The sequence below is a fragment of the Epilithonimonas sp. genome (assembly GCF_032054305.1).
GTDB lineage: Bacteria > Bacteroidota > Bacteroidia > Flavobacteriales > Weeksellaceae > Epilithonimonas.
Genome location: NZ_DAMBSX010000001.1, coordinates 92,139 through 109,313 on the forward strand (window position 1 = coordinate 92,139; position 17,175 = coordinate 109,313).

A 17,175-nucleotide genomic window follows, 5' to 3' on the forward strand; every position below is an offset into this window, starting at 1 on the left:
TATCATCAAATTTAGTCAATAAATTTATCTTGAAATATGAATGAATAAACTATTATAAATAAAAAAAAAGCTATTTTTGTTTATAACAATTATAAAAAATACAACTATGGGATTTGTAAAAGAATTTAAAGAATTTGCTTTCAAAGGCAATGTAGTAGACCTTGCAGTCGGTGTTATCATTGGTGGAGCGTTTGGTGCAATTGTAAAATCGTTGGTAGATGATGTGATCACACCGCTTTTATTAACTCCTGCTTTGAAAGCTGCAGGTGCAGAAAACATCAAGGAATTGTCTTGGAACGGCGTTACTTATGGAAATTTCCTTTCCTCTGTCATCAGTTTCCTTGTAATTGCATTTGTTTTATTTTGGCTGATAAAACTTGCCAACAAGGTCAACAAGAAAGAAGAGGCAGCTCCGGCTGGACCTTCATCCACTGATCAATTGTTGATGGAAATCCGTGATGAGTTGAAGAAGAAGTGATAATTTCAATAAAACAAAATGCCACTTAAAAGTGGCATTTTTTATTTCAATAGATCAAGTTCCAGAATGTTATTATTCTTTTTCATCCGCTCCATCATCATCTTTTCCTGAGACTTCAGATAATCTGCATTATTCAGTTTGTTTCCTGCATCGTCTGTTACATAAAACTGACCGTCCTGAGCTTTCTTTTTCAAATTTGCCATCGGGTCTTTTCTGTATTTTTTATAAACCGCCTGATATTTTTTGTAATCCAGCGCAATAGGTTTTTCAAATTCAAAAGCAAGAATATCTCTTTCCAAAACATTTTTACTGATTCCCTTTAACTCCATTTTATGAAGGCCAGATTTATCCTCGATTTTTACAATAAGACCTGGTAAACCATAGAATTTATAAGGTCCATCCTGAATCGGAATATCGGTTGAGAACCAGGCAATCCATTTTCTGCCAGCAAAATCCGCTTCTGCTTTTTGAACATTCCAATTGCCTATCTTTTCTTTATCATGTAGAATCTTCCAATCGATTTTAACTTGCTGACTGGCATTATAAAGCGTCATATCCAAAGTCACAATATGATTCAATTTAAAATCCGGATAAGATTTTAAAATTTTATAGCCTACAACGCCTTGCTTTCCAGACATAGGTACAGGACTATCATCATGTGCTGCCATATTTTTTTTGAAATGTGAATCCATGATAGAATCATTTTGAAAAACAAATTCACTGTAATATTTAGAGCCTTTTTTATCAATATCCAAAACCATTAACTCTGACATTTTGGTTTCCAAATCCGTTGAATCTGTCTGGAATTGATAATTGTAATAAAACCGCTGACTTTGAGAAAAAATCGAAATCGAAATTAAAAAAGAAAGGATTAAGAAAAATGGTTTCATAGTTTAGTTTTTAGTTTTATTTAATTCACAATATCAAGTTCAATCTTATTATTATCTTTTTTGATTTGATTTTTCAATCTTTCTTCCTGTTCCTTTGCAACTTTAGAAGAATTACCGTCTTTTCCCGTCATCACAATTGTTGCGCCGCCCATTTGCATTTGTTTGATTCCTTTAGTTGGGTCATTTTCATATTCTTTGATGACTTTTTGGAATTGTTTAGAATTGATTGCGATTTCTTTAGCCTCAAAAACATTGATATTCAAATCTCCTTTGATATTCTTAATTCCTTTCAATTCTAATCTGTGAGAACCCGTTTTATCTTCAATTTTCACAATCAATCCTGGCAAACCTTGGAATTTGTAAGGTCCATCCTGAATGGGAATTTCTGTAGAGAACCAAGCAATCCAATGTCTTCCTGCGAAATCCGCTTCTGCTTTTTGAGCGTTCCACTCGCCTATTTTTTCTTTGTCTGATAAGATCTTCCAATTGATTTTTCTGTCGTCCGAAATATTATACGCATCCATAGAAAGTCTTCTGTGAAGGTTAACTTTATAATCCGGGTAAGTTTTTGTAACGGAATATCGCACGTTACCCTTCTGCATATCAGAGCGAATGTTGATGGAACCGGTTGCTGCCAACTGTTTTTCCAAATCAATTTTCATCAGCGAATCTGAGTTGAAAACCGTGTAACTATAATATTTGGAGCCATCTTTTGATGTGTCAAGAAACATCATTTCTGTTTTGACATCTTCTACATTGGTCGAATCTGAAATGAATTTGTATTCATAAATAAAACGTTTGTTTTGAGCCATTGTCAAAATTCCAAAAAATGTAAAAAGTAAAAGTAATTTTTTCATATTTCAAGTAATAAAAAAGCCGGCGAACCGGCTAAAGTGTTATGAATGTACATGTTTATTTTGTAGTAACTTCAATTTTTCCAACCCCATTCGTCTTTAAAACGTTTACCGATGAAATAGTGCTTGGTTCAATTTTCTTAAGCTCAGCCATATCAACTTCCTTTCCATTGATATAAACCATTGCATTATCATTTGATTTATCAAGAACAACTACTTGACTTAATTTATTGATTCTCATTGGTGAAGCAATATTTTTATTATAAACCAATGCTTTCGGAGAATCTAAATTGGAATTAAAACTGATTGTCCAAGGATTATTCTGGCGCATCTCTTTGTTCAATTCGCGTTGTTTTTCCTGTAGTTTCTTCTGTTCTTCCATCAATTCTTTCTGCTTTTCCTGAAGTTGCTTTCTCTTCTTCTCCATTTTTTTTAATTCTTTTGGAGACAATTTGGATTTAGCCTCATTAAAGAAGTTATCATCAGAAAACTTAAAATTAAAATTAGTTGTCAGGTCTTTGAACTCCGGAAAATCACTTCCATCAAATCCATAAGCCACGGTCCCGTCAGTAAAAGCATCTTTTCCGTATTGGTCTTTGATCATTTTCTGGAACTCAGCTTCTGAATATATTTTCCCATATTGCTCAGACGCTTCCTGAGCTTTTTTCTGTGCATCCTGAATCATTTTCTGGAATTCGGGAGAATTGATTTTGATCTGCATTTTTTCAGCTTGTTCCTGCGCATTCTTCAAATTTTTCTGGAACTGAGGAGAATTCATCATTCGCTCGGCAATTTTCGCCTGTTTGTCTGCAGCAGCAATTCTCTTTTTGAATTCCGGAGAATTGACCATAGCCTCGGCTTTCCTCGCTATTTCATCAGCATTAGCGATTTTTTTCTTGAACTCAGGTGAATCATACATTTTCGCCATTGCTTCGGAATGTTCTTCCAAGCCTTTGATGTTTCTCTTATAATTATCCGAGTTGACGACGTCATCCATTTTAGCCGCAAGCGATTCCATTTCATCTTCCAAGGCTTTATATTCCGGAGAATTTTCTTTTTTAGCTTTTTTCAAAGCTGATAATTCCTTGCTTTTCTCAGCCATTTTTTTGCTGATTGCCGACATTTTCAAATGGTCTTCCTGCAACGCATCAGAATAAGCTTTTGTTTGTCTCTGATGATTGTCTGCCAAGCTATCAAATTCTGATTTTTTCGGCTGGATTGTATCCATTTTGATTTGCTCAACAGCGATTTCTATCGCCTTGTTCGTTTCTTTGATTTCTTTGTTTTTAGCATTGACCATATAAGCAAACACCATAAAAAATAAGATTGGTAGCGCAAATAACTTGCGTGCATAGCTGTACTTGGTTTGATTTTTTGTAATCATTGTAAGTCTTTTTTTGAGGTTAGATGATAAAAAAGGACTTGTTACAGGCAAAATCGAACCCGAGAAATGACTCTCCAGAAGCATCTGCGCAAATGCTTTTGTGTCCGATTTTTTAACTGCTTTCTTGTCCGCCAAGTATTCGTGAATAAGATTGATTTCTTTGTTGATAAAGTAAAACACAGGATTGAACCAGAAAATGGATTTCGCCAATTGCATCAGGAGTTTATCCCAGCTGTGTTTTTGTTCTATATGAACCATTTCGTGCTTCAGAATCTGCTGTCCAACGGGAGAATTAATCTCTATTGATTTTTTCCAGAACAGGTTTCTGAAGAATGAAAACGGTGCATTGTTAAGATTAGTCTGATAAAATTTGATTCCTTCAATAGTTTCATTCGGAAACTGATTTTTTATCGAATTGATCTTTAAAATTCCTAGTATTAATCGAATCAGAAGAGCGACTGAAACCACTCCAATAATTGTATAAAGAACTGAATAAATAGTGATGTCATAGTTTGAATTTTGAGATTGATTTTGATTGAATCCACTAAGAAGCAGATACAAATTTTTATTTGTTTCTATCGTAAAATAAGAAACTTTTATCAGAGGTAGAACCAGACTGATGATTACCAAAAATAAAAGATAGAATCTGTTATAATGATGAAAAGTCTTGTCCTTTAAAAACAATAGATAATATGCAAACATCACTGCTGAGCAGAGAATCATCTTGCCAAAATAAAGTAATATTGGTTCCATTATTCCTTGTTTTTAAGTTCGTTTAATAAAAGCTCCAAATCTTTCACACTGATTTCGTTTTCTTCTACCAAAAACGAAACAGCATTGGTGTATGAACCTTCAAAATAATTCTTAACCAAGCTCCTGATAGACCTTCCACTATAATTTTCTTTACTTATTAAGGGAAAATATTCGTGTTGTCTTCCAAAAGTTTTGTAGTTCACAAATCCTTTTTCCATTAAGATTTTCAAAATCGTGGAAATCGTATTGGTATGCGGTTTTGGTTCAGGAAACAATTCTAAAACGTCTTTTAAGAATCCTTTCTCTATCTGCCAAAGGTACTGCATTACCTGTTCTTCTGCTTTGGTTAACTTATTCATATTCATTCACTTTAAAAACAATCAATCTTATATCACTAAAAACTTAGTAATACAAATGTAGGATTAATTTCAATTCATACAACTATTTTTATAGTTAAAAGAAGTTAAAAACCATAACTATTTGATTTTCAATATATAAATTTAATAAAAGTGCTAAATATGAGAATTATTAAAATAACACTTGACACAAATGGAAATAGTCGTATATTTGCAGTCCAATATCGCGAGGTAGAGCAGTAGGTAGCTCGTCGGGCTCATAACCCGGAGGTCGCACGTTCGAGTCGTGTCCTCGCAACCAATCCAAGAGAATCACAATTGTGGTTCTCTTTTTATTGTTTAATATTCTCGCGGAGTAACAGATTTTGCAGATATTTTCATCTTAATGATTTGCTAAATCTCCTGAATCAGCGAAAATTAAAGCAGTCAAAAATTTCATCTAAATTTTTGGCAAAATCAAATTTAGAAATTAAAAATCACAAAAAACTTGACTTGTATCAAAAAAGCCGTATATTTGCAGAACAATATCGCGAGGTAGAGCAGTAGGTAGCTCGTCGGGCTCATAACCCGGAGGTCGCACGTTCGAGTCGTGTCCTCGCAACCAATTTAAGAGAATCAATTTTTTGATTCTCTTTTTTTTATTTAAATCAATTCATACCTTTGACTATGGCAAAAATCTTAAAAATATACCCGCAAAATCCGCAAGAAAATTTGATAGACGAAGCCGTAAAAGTCCTTCAAAACGGTGGCGTAATTATTTATCCATCGGATACGATTTACACGATTGGTTGTGATATTTACAATCACAAAGCAATGGAAAGACTCGCTCAGATAAAAGGAATCAAGATCGACAAACAAAAATTTTCAATCATCTGTAATGACCTGAGTCATCTTTCAGAATTCACAAAGCCGATAGAAACTTCAACGTTCCGTTTTCTAAAAACGCATCTTCCGGGCGCATTTACATTTATTTTAGAAGCCAACAGAAATCTTCCGACTGCTTATAAAGGACACAAAACAGTTGGTATCAGAGTTCCTGACCATATTGTCCCACAAATGATTGTTGATAAATTGGGACATCCGATTGTTTCTACTTCTATTCATGATGATGATGAGATTTTGGAATACTCAACAGACCCAGAACTGATTGCTGAAAAATATGATAAATTGGTTGACTTGGTCATTGATTCTGGATATGGAGACAATGTAGCTTCCACAATTGTTGACTTGACTTCCGGCGAACCTGAAATTATTCGACAAGGGAAAGGCATTTTATAAAAAATTAACAAAAGGAAAAAGAATCAAGTTTTTAATTAAGTTTTCGAGAAACTCAGACTTAAATCCAACAACGACCAACTAACAATAAAATGAAATTCATAACATCGCCTGCTAAATTGATGAACATAGAAAATTCTACAGAATTTTTAAAAAGCACAACACCTAAATTCATTAAGGATTCAGAATTCATCCAATCTTTTTTAAAAGAGAAGTCTCCCAAATTCTTGGCCGAATTAATGGAAATCTCTCCGAAGCTAGCAGACGAGAATTGGGAACGGAACCAAAAATGGTCTTCAAAACCGACAGCTAAAAACTCGGCGCCGGCAATGTTTGCTTTCACAGGTGAAGTTTATCGTGGTCTGGACGCTAAAACTTTGGATGAAAAAGCTGTAAAGTATCTTGAAAAGAATTACAGAATATTATCCGGGCTCTACGGGCTTTTGAAACCTTCTGACAAAGTGATGTTGTATCGTTTGGAAATGGGAAGACCGTTCCAATTCGATTCTTATAAAAATCTGTATGAATTCTGGACTGAAAAAATAACAGAGCAAATCAATTCTGAATTAAAAAAAGGTGAACTTTTGATTAACCTTGCGAGTACAGAATATTTTAAAGTGATTGACAGAAAACGATTAAAGTCCAAAGTCATTGATTTCGAATTCAAACAAATACAGCCTGATGGGAATTTGAAAACGATCGTGGTTTACACCAAACACGCTCGTGGTTTGATGCTTCGTTTTTGCGCTGAAAATAATGTTCAGACCTTGGATGAGTTGAAAGCTTTCAATTACGAAAATTATCTTTTGGACGAGAAATTATCAACCGAAATTAATTTGGTTTTCACAAGATAATGATGAAACTTTCTGAAACTAAAACCGTTTTTCAAAACGAACTTTCCAATCTCTATTCCAAATCTGAAATTGAGGAATTGTTCTCTATTTTTTGTGAAAATTTTCTTGAACTGAGTAAAATTGAACTGAGACAAAATCTTAATCAAAGCTTATCTGAAATTGATTCCGAAAAATTTTCAGAAGCTATTTCAGAATTGAAAATGGGAAAACCTTTTCAACAGATTCTTGGCGAAACTGAGTTCTATGGAATGAAATTTTTCATCAATGAGCACGTTTTGATTCCAAGACCGGAAACAGAAGAATTGTTGGAATTGGCAATTCAGAAGGTTCAAGATTTAAGGTTGAAGGTTAAAGGTTTAAAAATACTGGATATCGGAACCGGCAGCGGAATTATTCCGATTGTTTTGAAGAAACATTTTCCAGAAGCAGAAGTTTCTGCTATTGATATTTCTGAAAGTGCTTTGGAAATTGCTAAAAGAAACGCCAACTTTCATAAAACAGAAATTAATTTTATTCAAAAAGATTATCTGAATGAAAAGCTTGATGATATTTATGACATTATCATTAGCAATCCTCCATACATTGGAATTGAAGAAAATATCGAGATTGAAGACTCTGTAAAAGGTTTTGAGCCCAATATTGCACTCTTCTCTCCTACTTCTGATGCTTTGATTTTTTATAGAAAAATTGCCCGTGATTCTACGAATCATCTTTCTGGAAATGGAACGATTTTCCTTGAAATTAATCAAAAATTAGGAAAAGAAACTTTGGAATTGTTTCAACATTTTCCCAAAGCTGAACTTTTGAAAGATATTTCAGGAAATGACAGAATGATTTTTGCAAGGAAGTTTTAGCAATATAAAATATTTTAAAGTAATCCCGTATTCTACAATTATTTGAAAAAAACATTTCTCAACCAAGAATAAAAAATATAAACAACGTCAAACTTTCAATAAAAGAATGATCTGCTTCATCGAAAGTTTGACATTGTTTGATTTCCTGAATTCGACTTTGGAAATATAAAATTTATTACAGATCTAAAGTAGGATCAAGCAATTGCTCCATTCTATCTTTCACTTGATTGACAGAACCTGAAAACTTGTTGATCAATAGGGAAAATGCCAATGTTTTATTATTTCTTGTTTTGATATAACCTGCTAAACATTTCACACCATTTAGAGTTCCTGTTTTAGCAAAAATCTGCCCGTTGGAATTCACCATAAACATATGCTTGAGTGTTCCTGATTGTCCTGCAATTGGCAAAGAATCGAAGTATTCTTTATAATAAGGCGATTTCATCATTTTTGCTAAAAATTTAGCTTGAGAAATCGGAGTTACAGTGTGTGCTTTTGACAATCCGCTTCCGTCCATATAATTCAGTCCTTCCAAATCAAAACCGATAGATTGCAAATGCTCAGTGACAGCTAATCTTCCAGATTCTACTGTTTGATCGCCCAGCTTTTGGAAACCATTAGACTTCAATAATGCTTCTGCATAACCGTTATCACTCCTTTGGTTGGTGTAATTGACGATTTCAGCTAAAGTCGGAGATTTATAAATCGTCAAAATTTCTCTTGGTTCCGGTTCTCTGTCAACAATTTTAGGAGTTACTTTTCCTGAAACGGTGATTTTATTTTTAACCAGACTTTCTCTCAATTTGTTAGCCAAAAAAGCAGGTGGTTCAGCCACTTTTGTTGTTACCCAAGCACCTTCAAATTTATCAGCATAGACAGCCTTGTTGGTGTAAGGTGAAACATAGAAATATTTTTTTGCTTGATTAAATGGATTATTAGATTGACTAATAAGTAACTTTTCATTTTTGGGGTCGATATCTTTGGTTGTTCCAACTGGTAGAAAATAATTAGCTTGTTCCAACCAAACGATATTTTGCGGAAGTTCCTGCTTTTTATTCTCCTTGAAAATCGCAGTCTGGATGATAATATCTCCTGTAATTTTTCTAATTCCTTTTTCTCTAATAGCATCGAGATATTGATTAACAATCTGCGTATAACTCGCTGCGCCGCCTCTATTTCCACCTAAAGAAGGGTCACCACTTCCGATGATATAGAGATTTCCTGTCAGAACGCCTTCAACATCAATACTGCCAGAATATTCCAACTGAGTGTTCCATCTGTACTGCGTTCCTAATAAAGAAAACGCCGTTTCTGTTGTTAATAATTTGGTTGTAGAAGCCGGAATTAGCGGTGCTGTTTCGTTGTATGCCGTTACAATTTTTTCCGTTTTTGGGTCATAAACTACAAATCCCCAATTGGCATTTCTCAGAACTGGGTCTGTAAACATCTTATTGATATTGAACTCAATCTGCTCTTTCGGAGACAACAGCGCCTTTTCTGCGGTAATATCCTTTACAAGACTTTGCTGGTCAGCAACTTGTGGAAATGTAGAAACTGCGACGCTCCCTTGCGAAAATACAAACGAGGAAAAACCAATTGCGATGATTGAAAAATAATTTTTGATTTTATTCATTCTCAAAACAATTACAATTTTTATTGAATTTTTATTAATTAAGATTTAAGATTGTCTAATCTTATTATCATAACTAAGTAAAGTTAGAGAATATTGCCGTCGATTTTACGGTTACCCGTAATAAAAAATCTGAAAAGCCGTTAAAAATTGTTAAAAATCAACAAATAAATCTTTTTTCACAGATTTGTAAGCTGTGATCTCGTCAAATTCATCAAAAGATTTCAAAAGCAATTCTTTATAGATTCTATAGTTTTTATTTTTGGGAAATTTGAGAAGAATCTGATATTGATAGAGATTATTAAGCCTTGCTATAGGGGATTTCTCCGGACCAAGAATGCATTCTTCCGGAATATATTTTCTAAGAATCGACCCCAAGAACTGAGAGGCTCTGTTGATTTTATCTTCTTTCCTGTGTTTCAGTTCAATCATTATTAATTTGACAAATGGTGGATAGAGAAACTTTTTCCTTTCATCAAGAAAATAATTATAAATCTCTTTAACATTCTGATTTTTAATCAATTCAAAAACAGAATGCGACGGATTATAAGTCTGAATCAAAATCCTACCATTTCCAGAAACTCGTCCTGCGCGTCCTGCAACTTGTGTAATCAACTGGTAAGCTCTTTCTTCCGCACGAAAATCCTGAACATGAATCAGAGAATCTGCTTTAGGAATCGCGACCAATTCTATATTATCAAAATCCAAACCTTTGGAAATCATCTGTGTTCCAACTAAAATATCGGTTTCTCCATTCTCCAATTTTTCATAGAGTTTCTCATAAGCAAATTTCTTTCGCATCGAGTCCACATCCATTCTATCCACTTCCGAATCAGAGAATATTTTCTGCGTTTCTTCCTCAATTTGTTCAACACCAACGCCTTTTGTATTCAGATTATCACTGTTGCAACTTGGACAGACAATCGGTTTGGAAGCACGATGTCCACAATAATGACATTTGAGCTCGTTGGAAGCTTTGTGATAAGTCATTACCACATCACAATTACTGCAATAAGTCACGTGACCACAAGTTTCACATTCGATGACATTCGCATAACCACGGCGGTTGTGAAGAATGATTGTTTGTTTTTGTCCTTCAAGTTGACTATTGATTTCGTCAACCATTTTTTGACTGAAATTCCCAACGATTTTTTTCTGATTTTGTGCTTCTTTGATATCGATGATTTCAAACTTCGGCAGATCCACTTTTCCAAATCTTTCATTAAGAATCACATAACGCAGTTTATCTCTCATTGCCAAATCGTAACTCTCCAAAGAAGGCGTTGCTGAACCTAAAATCAATCGCGCTTGATAAAATTCTGCCAACATCATCGCAGAATCTTTCGCATTGAAAAAGAAGTGCTGGTCTCTTTGTCTGTACGCTGAATCGTGTTCTTCGTCAACAATGATTAATCCCAGATTTTCATAAGGTAAAAACAACGAATTACGAGTTCCAATCAGTATATTAAGTTCATTTTTTTTGATTTTTCTCCAGACTTCTACCCTTTCAAAATCTGTCAATTTATTATGATAAAAACCGAGTTTCTTGCCGTATTTTTTTTCGAGTCTGATTGTGATTTGTTTGGTCAAAGCAATCTCAGGCAAAAGCAAAAGCACATTTTGTCCGGAATTAACACAATCTTCAATCTTCTCAAGATAAATATGTGTTTTTCCCGATGAAGTCACACCGTGAAGCAACACATTCTTATCCTCTTCAAAAGCTTGATTGATTTCTGAAATCGATTTTTTCTGATTTTCCGTCAGTTCTTCAATCTCCTCGATTTCGCCTTCGTAAGAATCGATTCTGTCTTTTTCCAGATAATATTCTGTAACCCAGCCTTTTTCTATCAAAGATTTAAGTTGTTGATTGACAAAGTTGCCTTCATCAAAAACCAAAGATTTTCGGATTGGATTTTCAGGATTATCAATTTGTTTGGAAAGAATATTTAGAAATAAATCTTTTTGTTTTTTAGCTTTATCGAGTTTCAAAAGAATCATCGCCAAATTCTCTGAAACCAAAGCTTCATCATTGACTTTCAGATAAGCAATTTCTTTCGCCTTATATTTTTCAGTGATTTTTTCATCAACAGAAATATATCGTTCATCAATCAGCGCATTGATGGTTTTGATGATTTCTTTTTTGGGGATGAAGGCTTCAATCTCCTGCAAATTCAGCATTTGTCGAACTTCCAACGCTTGGAGAAGATAAGTTTCATTCGCATCCAGATTTTGCCAGTCAATAGTTCTTTCGGATAATAATCTGACATAAGTTTCACTCTCTAATTTAAGAGAAGAAGGAAATGCCAAACGGTAAATTTCGCCCAGATTACAGAGATAATAAGAACTTAACCAATTCCAAAAATCCAATTGCTGTTTTGGAACAATCGGTTGATTGTCTAATAGATTAATGATTTCTTTAGGAACAAAAGTTTCTTCGAAATCATTAAACAATTCTGCAACAATTCCCGTATAAATTTTCTTCCCACGAAACGGAACCAAAACCCGCATTCCGACCTCAATTTTACCCAAAAAATCTGCTGGAACTTTGTATGTGAAAGTTCCTTTGAGATTAAGTGGAAGGATGATTTGAGCGAAGTTCAAGTTGTTATATTTTTAGCGCAAAGAGCGCAAGATTTTTTTGAATTTATTGAAAATATTTTTAAGTCAGCAAAGACGCTTCGCTAAAACTCTCTTTTGTCATTCCGTAGGAATCTCGACATAGAAGAACAGTGCAACGGAATGACAAATATTGTGTTTAATTTCAAACTGAGATTAATTTATTTATCAAGCTAAGAATCACTTATAATTAATCATTTATAATTAAATTGTATAACTTTGGAAAGCTTCTTCCAGACTTGCAAATTTTCCTTTGAATTCTGAAATTGGAGAATCTTGGATGATATTGCCTTGATGAATCAGAATCACGCGCGAGCAAAGCGCTTCCACTTCCTGCATAATATGCGTGGACAAAATCACGGTTTTTTCTTTTCCGATTTCTTTGATGACGTTTCGGATTTCAACAATCTGATTGGGGTCAAGTCCGTTCGTTGGTTCGTCAAGAATCAATAGATCAGGTTCGTGGAGAATGGCTTGCGCCAAACCGACACGCTGTTTGTAACCTTTGGAAAGCTGACCGATTTTCTTTGATTTTTCCGGTGTAATGCCAACCAGATCGATGACCTGCTCTACCCTTTCTTTTTTAATATTATGAAGATTCGCAACGAATTGAAGATATTCTCTGACAAACATCTCGTTATAAAGCGGATTATTTTCCGGAAGAAAACCTATTTTTTTCTTGGATTCGATTTCGTTTTCTGAGATATTTTTTTCGTCCAAAAGAATTTCGCCTTCGTCGATTTTCAGAACACCTGTGATGGATTTCATCAACGTGGATTTTCCTGCACCATTTGGCCCGAGTAATCCGATAATCTCGTTGTTGGCAATCGTTATGTTGATATCGTTGAGCGCAATCTGCTCTCCGAATTTTTTGGTAAGTCCTGAAATTTTTAAAGACATCGATTATAGTTATGAGTGATGAATTATGAGTGATTCTTAATCTTCACAAAAATATGAAAATTACTGCATCTTTTTGAACGCAAAGTCCGCAAAGATTATTTGAATTGATTGAAACTATTTTAAGTTTCGCAAAGACGCTTCGCTCAAATAAGAATTGAACGCAAACTTTGTCATTCCGTAGGAATCTCAACACTTTACATATAATGGTTTAGAATCCTACGGAATGACAAAATTCTATTTTATAGTAATGTTATTTTATATTGAATCCGCAGCCCGACTTGAGCGGAAATCCTTTTACGCAAGGTAGTGGAGTGAAAAGATTGGGAGCGGAAGGCGGATTAAGCTGCCCAAATAAAAATCATAAATTATTTTTTGTAACAAATTTTTGATATCATTACTAATCGAATAGAGTTAAAAACAATAATGCAGTCATCTGAGAAAGAATTTTTAGAGAAAATCGATAAACATAAAGGAATCATCTTCAAGATCTCCAAGATGTATATGGATAATCGTGATGACCAGAATGACCTTTTTCAGGAGATTGTTTACCAGGTTTGGAAATCGTTCTCAAGTTTTGAAGGAAAGTCGGAATTCTCAACTTGGCTTTACAGAATTGCTCTGAATACTGCGATTATTTTCCTTAAATCTGAGAAAAGACGGAGTTTTATTCAGAACGATGATGTTTCGGTCTACAAAATAAAAGAGGAAGATTACAACTATGAAGATGAACAAAACCTGAAAATGATGTATGAATCCATACAAAAACTCAACCCGATTGACAAAGCTTTGATTTTCTATTATCTGGAAGATTTTTCCGGAAAAGAAATAGCAAAACAAATGGGAATTTCGGAAGGTAATGCTCGTGTGAAACTGAATCGTGCGAAGGATAAGTTAAAGGAATTAATCAGTAAAAAGACTGCGAGAGCCTGACAGCCAACAACTATCAACTATCAACTATCAACTATCAACTATCAACTATCAACTATCAAAGATATGGACTTAGATAATCTTAAATCACTTTGGAATAAAGAAGATGTTTCCGAAACGCCGGAAATCTCTACTGAAAGGCAAAAAGAAATACATCTGCCTCTGGAAAAAATCAGGAAAAATATGCGCCATGAATTTTGGTCAACTGTTGTTTTGATGCCATTTATTTTGATTGCTATCTGGTTTTTCCAGCTGCCTTTTAGATTCACTTTATACATCGAAATTTTGGTTGTTTCTATGGTTTTGGTAACTGCATTTTTCTTTAGCAAATTCTTTAAGCTTTATAAGGAAATAAGTAATCCGACTTTGGGAACTTACGATTCGTTAAAAGATTTATTGCATCAATTTGAACTGAATAAACAATATTATTTGTCTTTTTACTTAAGCTTTGTCCCATTTTTCGTCTGTGAAATGATCATCGTGATAGAGTCTATTCCACACACACATCATTACACCAACGGTTATTTAACATTGGTTTTCATCGGGTCAGTTCTTTTCGGATTATCTTTATTATACTTTATAGGAAACTGGTGGTTCAGATATTTTTATGGAAAATACATCGATAAAATTAAATTGTTGGTTGAGGAAATGAAACAAAATTAACTCAAATCCATCTAGCAAAAAGCCCTGTAAAGCCTATCAACTTTGCAGGGCTTTTTTAATTTCCATAAGCTGAAAATTTTGTAAATTTGCAGACTTATGGGACAAATCCTAGCAATAGACTACGGAAAAGCAAGAACAGGAATTGCTGCAACAGACGACTTGCAAATCATTGCAAGCGGACTGACGACAGTGGAAACCTCTAAACTTGTAGATTTTCTGAAAACCTATTTTTCTGAAAACAATGTAGACGAAGTTGTCATCGGACTTCCCACAGATTTAAAAGGAAATATGTCCGAAATCGAAACTGAGATTCAGAAATTTATTTTAGTTTTTGAAAAGGATTTCCCTGATAAAAAAATCAATCGTCTGGATGAACGTTTTACTTCTAAAATGGCTTCTTTTTTTATTAGCCAAAGCGGAAAAAACAAAAAACAAAGACAAGAAAAGGGATTGATTGACAAAGTGAGCGCAACCATATTGTTGCAAAATTTTTTAGACCAGAAAAGATGATTCTACCAATTAGAGCCTTTGGCGACAATGTTTTGAGAAAAAAGGCACACGATATCGATAAAGATTATCCTGAGTTGCAAGACCTAATCGATAATATGTTCGAAACGATGAACGGAGCGAACGGAATTGGTTTGGCCGCACCTCAGATTGGTCTGGACATCAGACTTTTCATTGTGGATGTTTCGCCACTTTCTGATGATGAGGATTATGAAGATATTGCTGATGAACTAAAGGATTTCAAAAAAGTGTTCATCAATGCTAAAATCCTGGAAGAATCCGGAGAAGAATGGAAATTCAATGAAGGATGCCTTAGTATTCCCGAAGTTCGTGAAGATGTGAAGCGAAAATCAACTATCAAAATAGAATATTACGACGAAAAATTCGTTAAACATACCGATACATTCTCGGACATCAGAGCAAGAGTTATCCAACACGAATATGACCACATCGAAGGAATTCTTTTTACAGACCACCTGAGTGCGTTGAAGAAAAAAATAGTGAAAGGAAAGCTTCAAAAAATTGCTAACGGAGAAGTTGCAGTAAGCTATAAAATGAGATTTCCAAAATAGAAAATTGTAAAAAGTAAAATGTATTTTTACAACCGACTTTTTACATTAGACAACCGACATAAACATAAAATTTACTAAAGAAAAATATTAAAATGCAGTTAGAAAAAATTATTTCAATCTCCGGAAAACCGGGACTTTTCAAATTGGTTTCTCAACTCAAAAACGGATTTATCGTTGAGGATATCACCACAAAGAAAAAAGCGAGCATCTCAAACTCAAGCCAAGTAAGTCTTCTTGACAACATCGCAATGTTCACATTTGATAAAGAAGTTCCTTTGTTCGAAGTTTTTGAAAATATTGCAAAAAAATACGACTATAAGCCAACTATCAACCACAAATCTTCCAGCGAAGAATTAAGAACTTTTATGGCCGAATCTCTTCCTAACTATGATGTGGAAAGAGTTTATGAGTCTGATATCAAAAAATTGGCACAATGGTACAACTTGCTTCAAAAAGCAGGTTACATCACGCCTGAAAGTTTTGTAAAACCTGAAGCTCCCGCTGTAGAAGTTGCAGAAGAACCAAAAGCTGAAGAGAAAGCTGAAAAAGCTGAGAAAAAACCTGCTGCTAAAAAAGCTCCGGCAAAAAAAACTGCTGAAAAAACTGAAGAAGCTAAAGTAGAAAAACCTGCTACTAAAAAGCCTGCTGCTAAAAAAGCGACTAAAAAAGAATAATTTGATATGATAATTAGTTGATTTGATGATTTGAAAATCCTCAATTCATTTATCATTATTAATTTTACAATATTAAACTCTCTCAGAAATTCTTATTTTTGAGAGAGTTTTTTTTTATATTTAAATCTTCGAGAGACTCAGACTGAATTATCTACAATTTCAAATTCAAGATTGAATTTGTCCTGCTGAGGCTCTCGAAGCATTATTTTAAAATAAATTCCCTTTTATGAGAATTATTTCATTAGTTCCTTCGATTACGGAAGCTTTGTTTGATTTGGGTTTAACGACAGACGAATTGGTTGGTCGGACAAAATTCTGCATTCATCCGAAAGAAATTGTTGATAAAGTTGAAACTGTTGGTGGAACGAAAAATCTCAATATTGAGAAAATAAAATCTCTTAAACCTGATTTAATTATTGCCAACAAAGAGGAAAACGTAAAAGAACAAATTGAGGAATTGATAAAGGATTTCAGAGTTTTGGTAACGAATATCGAAACGCTGGAAGACAATTATTATTTACTGAAACAACTCGGACATCTATTCTGGAAAGAAGAAAAAGCGCAGTTTTTCAATCTGAAAATTTATGAAGCTTTTGATATTCCTAAATCTGAAAAACGTTTGAAAGTCGCTTATATGATTTGGAAAAATCCTTATATGACAGTTGGCGGCGATACTTTTATTTCGAGGATTTTGGAAGAATTGGGATTTGAGAATTTGTTTAAAAATCAGAAACGATATCCGGAAATTCAGTTGGAAGATTTGAAAGAAGCGGATTTGATTTTTCTTTCGTCAGAGCCTTTTCCTTTCAAGGAAAAACATATTGATGAAATCCAAGAAGTTTGTCAAAATCAGAAAATTATGATTGTTGACGGCGAAGCTTTTTCTTGGTATGGGACGCATCTTTCGAAGTGTGGGGAATATTATCGAGAACTTTTGACAGAAATCAATCAATAAAAAAAGTCGCAGTAGATGCGACTTTAATATTTT

The 17,175-nt window shown here is 34.0% G+C and carries 17 protein-coding genes and 2 tRNA genes; 12 read left to right on the forward strand and 7 right to left on the reverse strand.

Features of this window, described 5'->3' with window-relative positions; translation table 11 throughout:
• The first annotated feature begins 106 nt into the window (after window positions 1-106).
• Window positions 107-478: a large conductance mechanosensitive channel protein MscL gene (gene mscL / locus RTX21_RS00455; RefSeq protein WP_312764586.1), complete on the forward strand. Its 372-nt coding sequence runs from the start codon at window positions 107-109 to the stop codon at window positions 476-478.
• Between the two features lie 41 nt (window positions 479-519).
• Here mscL and RTX21_RS00460 read toward each other — a convergent pair whose 3' ends face one another.
• Genes RTX21_RS00460 through RTX21_RS00475 form a run of 4 tightly spaced genes read right to left on the reverse strand, consistent with a single transcriptional unit; the run spans window position 520 to window position 4,724 of the window.
• The gene (locus RTX21_RS00460; RefSeq protein WP_312764588.1) at window positions 520-1,368 is read right to left on the reverse strand and encodes a GLPGLI family protein; all 849 of its coding nucleotides are present in this window, start codon (window positions 1,366-1,368) and stop codon (window positions 520-522) included.
• Between the two features lie 20 nt (window positions 1,369-1,388).
• A complete protein-coding gene (locus RTX21_RS00465; RefSeq protein WP_312764590.1) occupies window positions 1,389-2,225 on the reverse strand; it encodes a GLPGLI family protein in 837 nt (278 codons plus the stop codon).
• Window positions 2,226-2,280: 55 nt separating this feature from the next.
• Window positions 2,281-4,359, reverse strand: coding sequence for a M56 family metallopeptidase (locus RTX21_RS00470; protein WP_312764592.1), 2,079 nt, complete (start codon window positions 4,357-4,359; stop codon window positions 2,281-2,283).
• Window positions 4,359-4,724: a BlaI/MecI/CopY family transcriptional regulator gene (locus RTX21_RS00475; RefSeq protein WP_312764594.1), complete on the reverse strand. Its 366-nt coding sequence runs from the start codon at window positions 4,722-4,724 to the stop codon at window positions 4,359-4,361. Before RTX21_RS00475 ends, RTX21_RS00470 begins: the two co-directional genes overlap by 1 nt.
• Window positions 4,725-4,940: 216 nt before the next feature.
• Between RTX21_RS00475 and RTX21_RS00480 the strand changes: the two genes are divergently transcribed.
• From RTX21_RS00480 to prmC, 5 genes are all read left to right on the forward strand, one after another.
• Window positions 4,941-5,016, forward strand: a tRNA-Met gene (locus RTX21_RS00480).
• A gap of 227 nt (window positions 5,017-5,243) precedes the next feature.
• Window positions 5,244-5,319: transfer RNA gene (locus RTX21_RS00485), tRNA-Met, on the forward strand.
• A 62-nt stretch (window positions 5,320-5,381) separates the two neighbouring features.
• Window positions 5,382-5,993, forward strand: a complete 612-nt coding sequence (locus tag RTX21_RS00490) for an L-threonylcarbamoyladenylate synthase (RefSeq protein ID WP_312764596.1) — start codon at window positions 5,382-5,384, stop codon at window positions 5,991-5,993.
• 89 nt (window positions 5,994-6,082) lie between these two features.
• Entirely contained in the window at window positions 6,083-6,844 is a 762-nt protein-coding gene (yaaA, locus tag RTX21_RS00495; RefSeq protein ID WP_312764598.1) for a peroxide stress protein YaaA, read from the forward strand.
• Between the two features lie 2 nt (window positions 6,845-6,846).
• On the forward strand, window positions 6,847-7,698 hold the full coding sequence (gene prmC, locus RTX21_RS00500) for a peptide chain release factor N(5)-glutamine methyltransferase (protein WP_312765436.1): 852 nt from the start codon (window positions 6,847-6,849) through the stop codon (window positions 7,696-7,698).
• A 175-nt stretch (window positions 7,699-7,873) separates the two neighbouring features.
• Here prmC and dacB read toward each other — a convergent pair whose 3' ends face one another.
• The 3 genes from dacB to RTX21_RS00515 all read right to left on the reverse strand — a co-directional run bounded on the left by dacB (window position 7,874) and on the right by RTX21_RS00515 (window position 12,844).
• Window positions 7,874-9,331, reverse strand: coding sequence for a D-alanyl-D-alanine carboxypeptidase/D-alanyl-D-alanine-endopeptidase (gene dacB, locus RTX21_RS00505; RefSeq protein WP_312764599.1), 1,458 nt, complete (start codon window positions 9,329-9,331; stop codon window positions 7,874-7,876).
• Between the two features lie 150 nt (window positions 9,332-9,481).
• The gene (gene priA, locus RTX21_RS00510) at window positions 9,482-11,929 is read right to left on the reverse strand and encodes a primosomal protein N' (RefSeq protein ID WP_312764601.1); all 2,448 of its coding nucleotides are present in this window, start codon (window positions 11,927-11,929) and stop codon (window positions 9,482-9,484) included.
• 219 nt (window positions 11,930-12,148) lie between these two features.
• Window positions 12,149-12,844: an ATP-binding cassette domain-containing protein gene (locus RTX21_RS00515; protein ID WP_312764603.1), complete on the reverse strand. Its 696-nt coding sequence runs from the start codon at window positions 12,842-12,844 to the stop codon at window positions 12,149-12,151.
• 423 nt (window positions 12,845-13,267) lie between these two features.
• Between RTX21_RS00515 and RTX21_RS00520 the strand changes: the two genes are divergently transcribed.
• From RTX21_RS00520 to RTX21_RS00545, 6 genes are all read left to right on the forward strand, one after another.
• Entirely contained in the window at window positions 13,268-13,774 is a 507-nt protein-coding gene (locus RTX21_RS00520; RefSeq protein ID WP_312764605.1) for an RNA polymerase sigma factor, read from the forward strand.
• Window positions 13,775-13,837: 63 nt separating this feature from the next.
• Entirely contained in the window at window positions 13,838-14,434 is a 597-nt protein-coding gene (locus RTX21_RS00525) for a hypothetical protein (RefSeq protein WP_312764607.1), read from the forward strand.
• 96 nt (window positions 14,435-14,530) lie between these two features.
• A complete protein-coding gene (gene ruvX / locus RTX21_RS00530) occupies window positions 14,531-14,944 on the forward strand; it encodes a Holliday junction resolvase RuvX (RefSeq protein ID WP_312764609.1) in 414 nt (137 codons plus the stop codon).
• Complete coding sequence (gene def, locus RTX21_RS00535; RefSeq protein WP_312764611.1) at window positions 14,941-15,513, forward strand: peptide deformylase; 573 nt, start codon at window positions 14,941-14,943, stop codon at window positions 15,511-15,513. The genes ruvX and def overlap by 4 nt, the downstream gene beginning before the upstream one ends.
• A gap of 92 nt (window positions 15,514-15,605) precedes the next feature.
• Window positions 15,606-16,187 carry a DUF5606 domain-containing protein gene (locus tag RTX21_RS00540; protein WP_312764613.1) on the forward strand — a complete coding sequence of 194 codons (582 nt, stop codon included), beginning with the start codon at window positions 15,606-15,608 and terminating at the stop codon, window positions 16,185-16,187.
• A 226-nt stretch (window positions 16,188-16,413) separates the two neighbouring features.
• Window positions 16,414-17,142, forward strand: coding sequence for a helical backbone metal receptor (locus tag RTX21_RS00545; RefSeq protein WP_312764614.1), 729 nt, complete (start codon window positions 16,414-16,416; stop codon window positions 17,140-17,142).
• Window positions 17,143-17,175: the final 33 nt, after the last annotated feature.

What these genes read in the sequence shown, in the direction of transcription:
- mscL (WP_312764586.1), top strand. Translation starts at nt 107, where the DNA reads ATGGGATTTGTAAAAGAATTTAAAGAATTTGCTTTCAAAGGCAATGTA.
- RTX21_RS00460 (WP_312764588.1), bottom strand. Translation starts at nt 1,368, where the DNA reads ATGAAACCATTTTTCTTAATCCTTTCTTTTTTAATTTCGATTTCGATT.
- RTX21_RS00465 (WP_312764590.1), bottom strand. Translation starts at nt 2,225, where the DNA reads ATGAAAAAATTACTTTTACTTTTTACATTTTTTGGAATTTTGACAATG.
- RTX21_RS00470 (WP_312764592.1), bottom strand. Translation starts at nt 4,359, where the DNA reads ATGGAACCAATATTACTTTATTTTGGCAAGATGATTCTCTGCTCAGCA.
- RTX21_RS00475 (WP_312764594.1), bottom strand. Translation starts at nt 4,724, where the DNA reads ATGAATATGAATAAGTTAACCAAAGCAGAAGAACAGGTAATGCAGTAC.
- RTX21_RS00490 (WP_312764596.1), top strand. Translation starts at nt 5,382, where the DNA reads ATGGCAAAAATCTTAAAAATATACCCGCAAAATCCGCAAGAAAATTTG.
- yaaA (WP_312764598.1), top strand. Translation starts at nt 6,083, where the DNA reads ATGAAATTCATAACATCGCCTGCTAAATTGATGAACATAGAAAATTCT.
- prmC (WP_312765436.1), top strand. Translation starts at nt 6,847, where the DNA reads ATGAAACTTTCTGAAACTAAAACCGTTTTTCAAAACGAACTTTCCAAT.
- dacB (WP_312764599.1), bottom strand. Translation starts at nt 9,331, where the DNA reads ATGAATAAAATCAAAAATTATTTTTCAATCATCGCAATTGGTTTTTCC.
- RTX21_RS00515 (WP_312764603.1), bottom strand. Translation starts at nt 12,844, where the DNA reads ATGTCTTTAAAAATTTCAGGACTTACCAAAAAATTCGGAGAGCAGATT.
- RTX21_RS00520 (WP_312764605.1), top strand. Translation starts at nt 13,268, where the DNA reads ATGCAGTCATCTGAGAAAGAATTTTTAGAGAAAATCGATAAACATAAA.
- RTX21_RS00525 (WP_312764607.1), top strand. Translation starts at nt 13,838, where the DNA reads ATGGACTTAGATAATCTTAAATCACTTTGGAATAAAGAAGATGTTTCC.
- ruvX (WP_312764609.1), top strand. Translation starts at nt 14,531, where the DNA reads ATGGGACAAATCCTAGCAATAGACTACGGAAAAGCAAGAACAGGAATT.
- def (WP_312764611.1), top strand. Translation starts at nt 14,941, where the DNA reads ATGATTCTACCAATTAGAGCCTTTGGCGACAATGTTTTGAGAAAAAAG.
- RTX21_RS00540 (WP_312764613.1), top strand. Translation starts at nt 15,606, where the DNA reads ATGCAGTTAGAAAAAATTATTTCAATCTCCGGAAAACCGGGACTTTTC.
- RTX21_RS00545 (WP_312764614.1), top strand. Translation starts at nt 16,414, where the DNA reads ATGAGAATTATTTCATTAGTTCCTTCGATTACGGAAGCTTTGTTTGAT.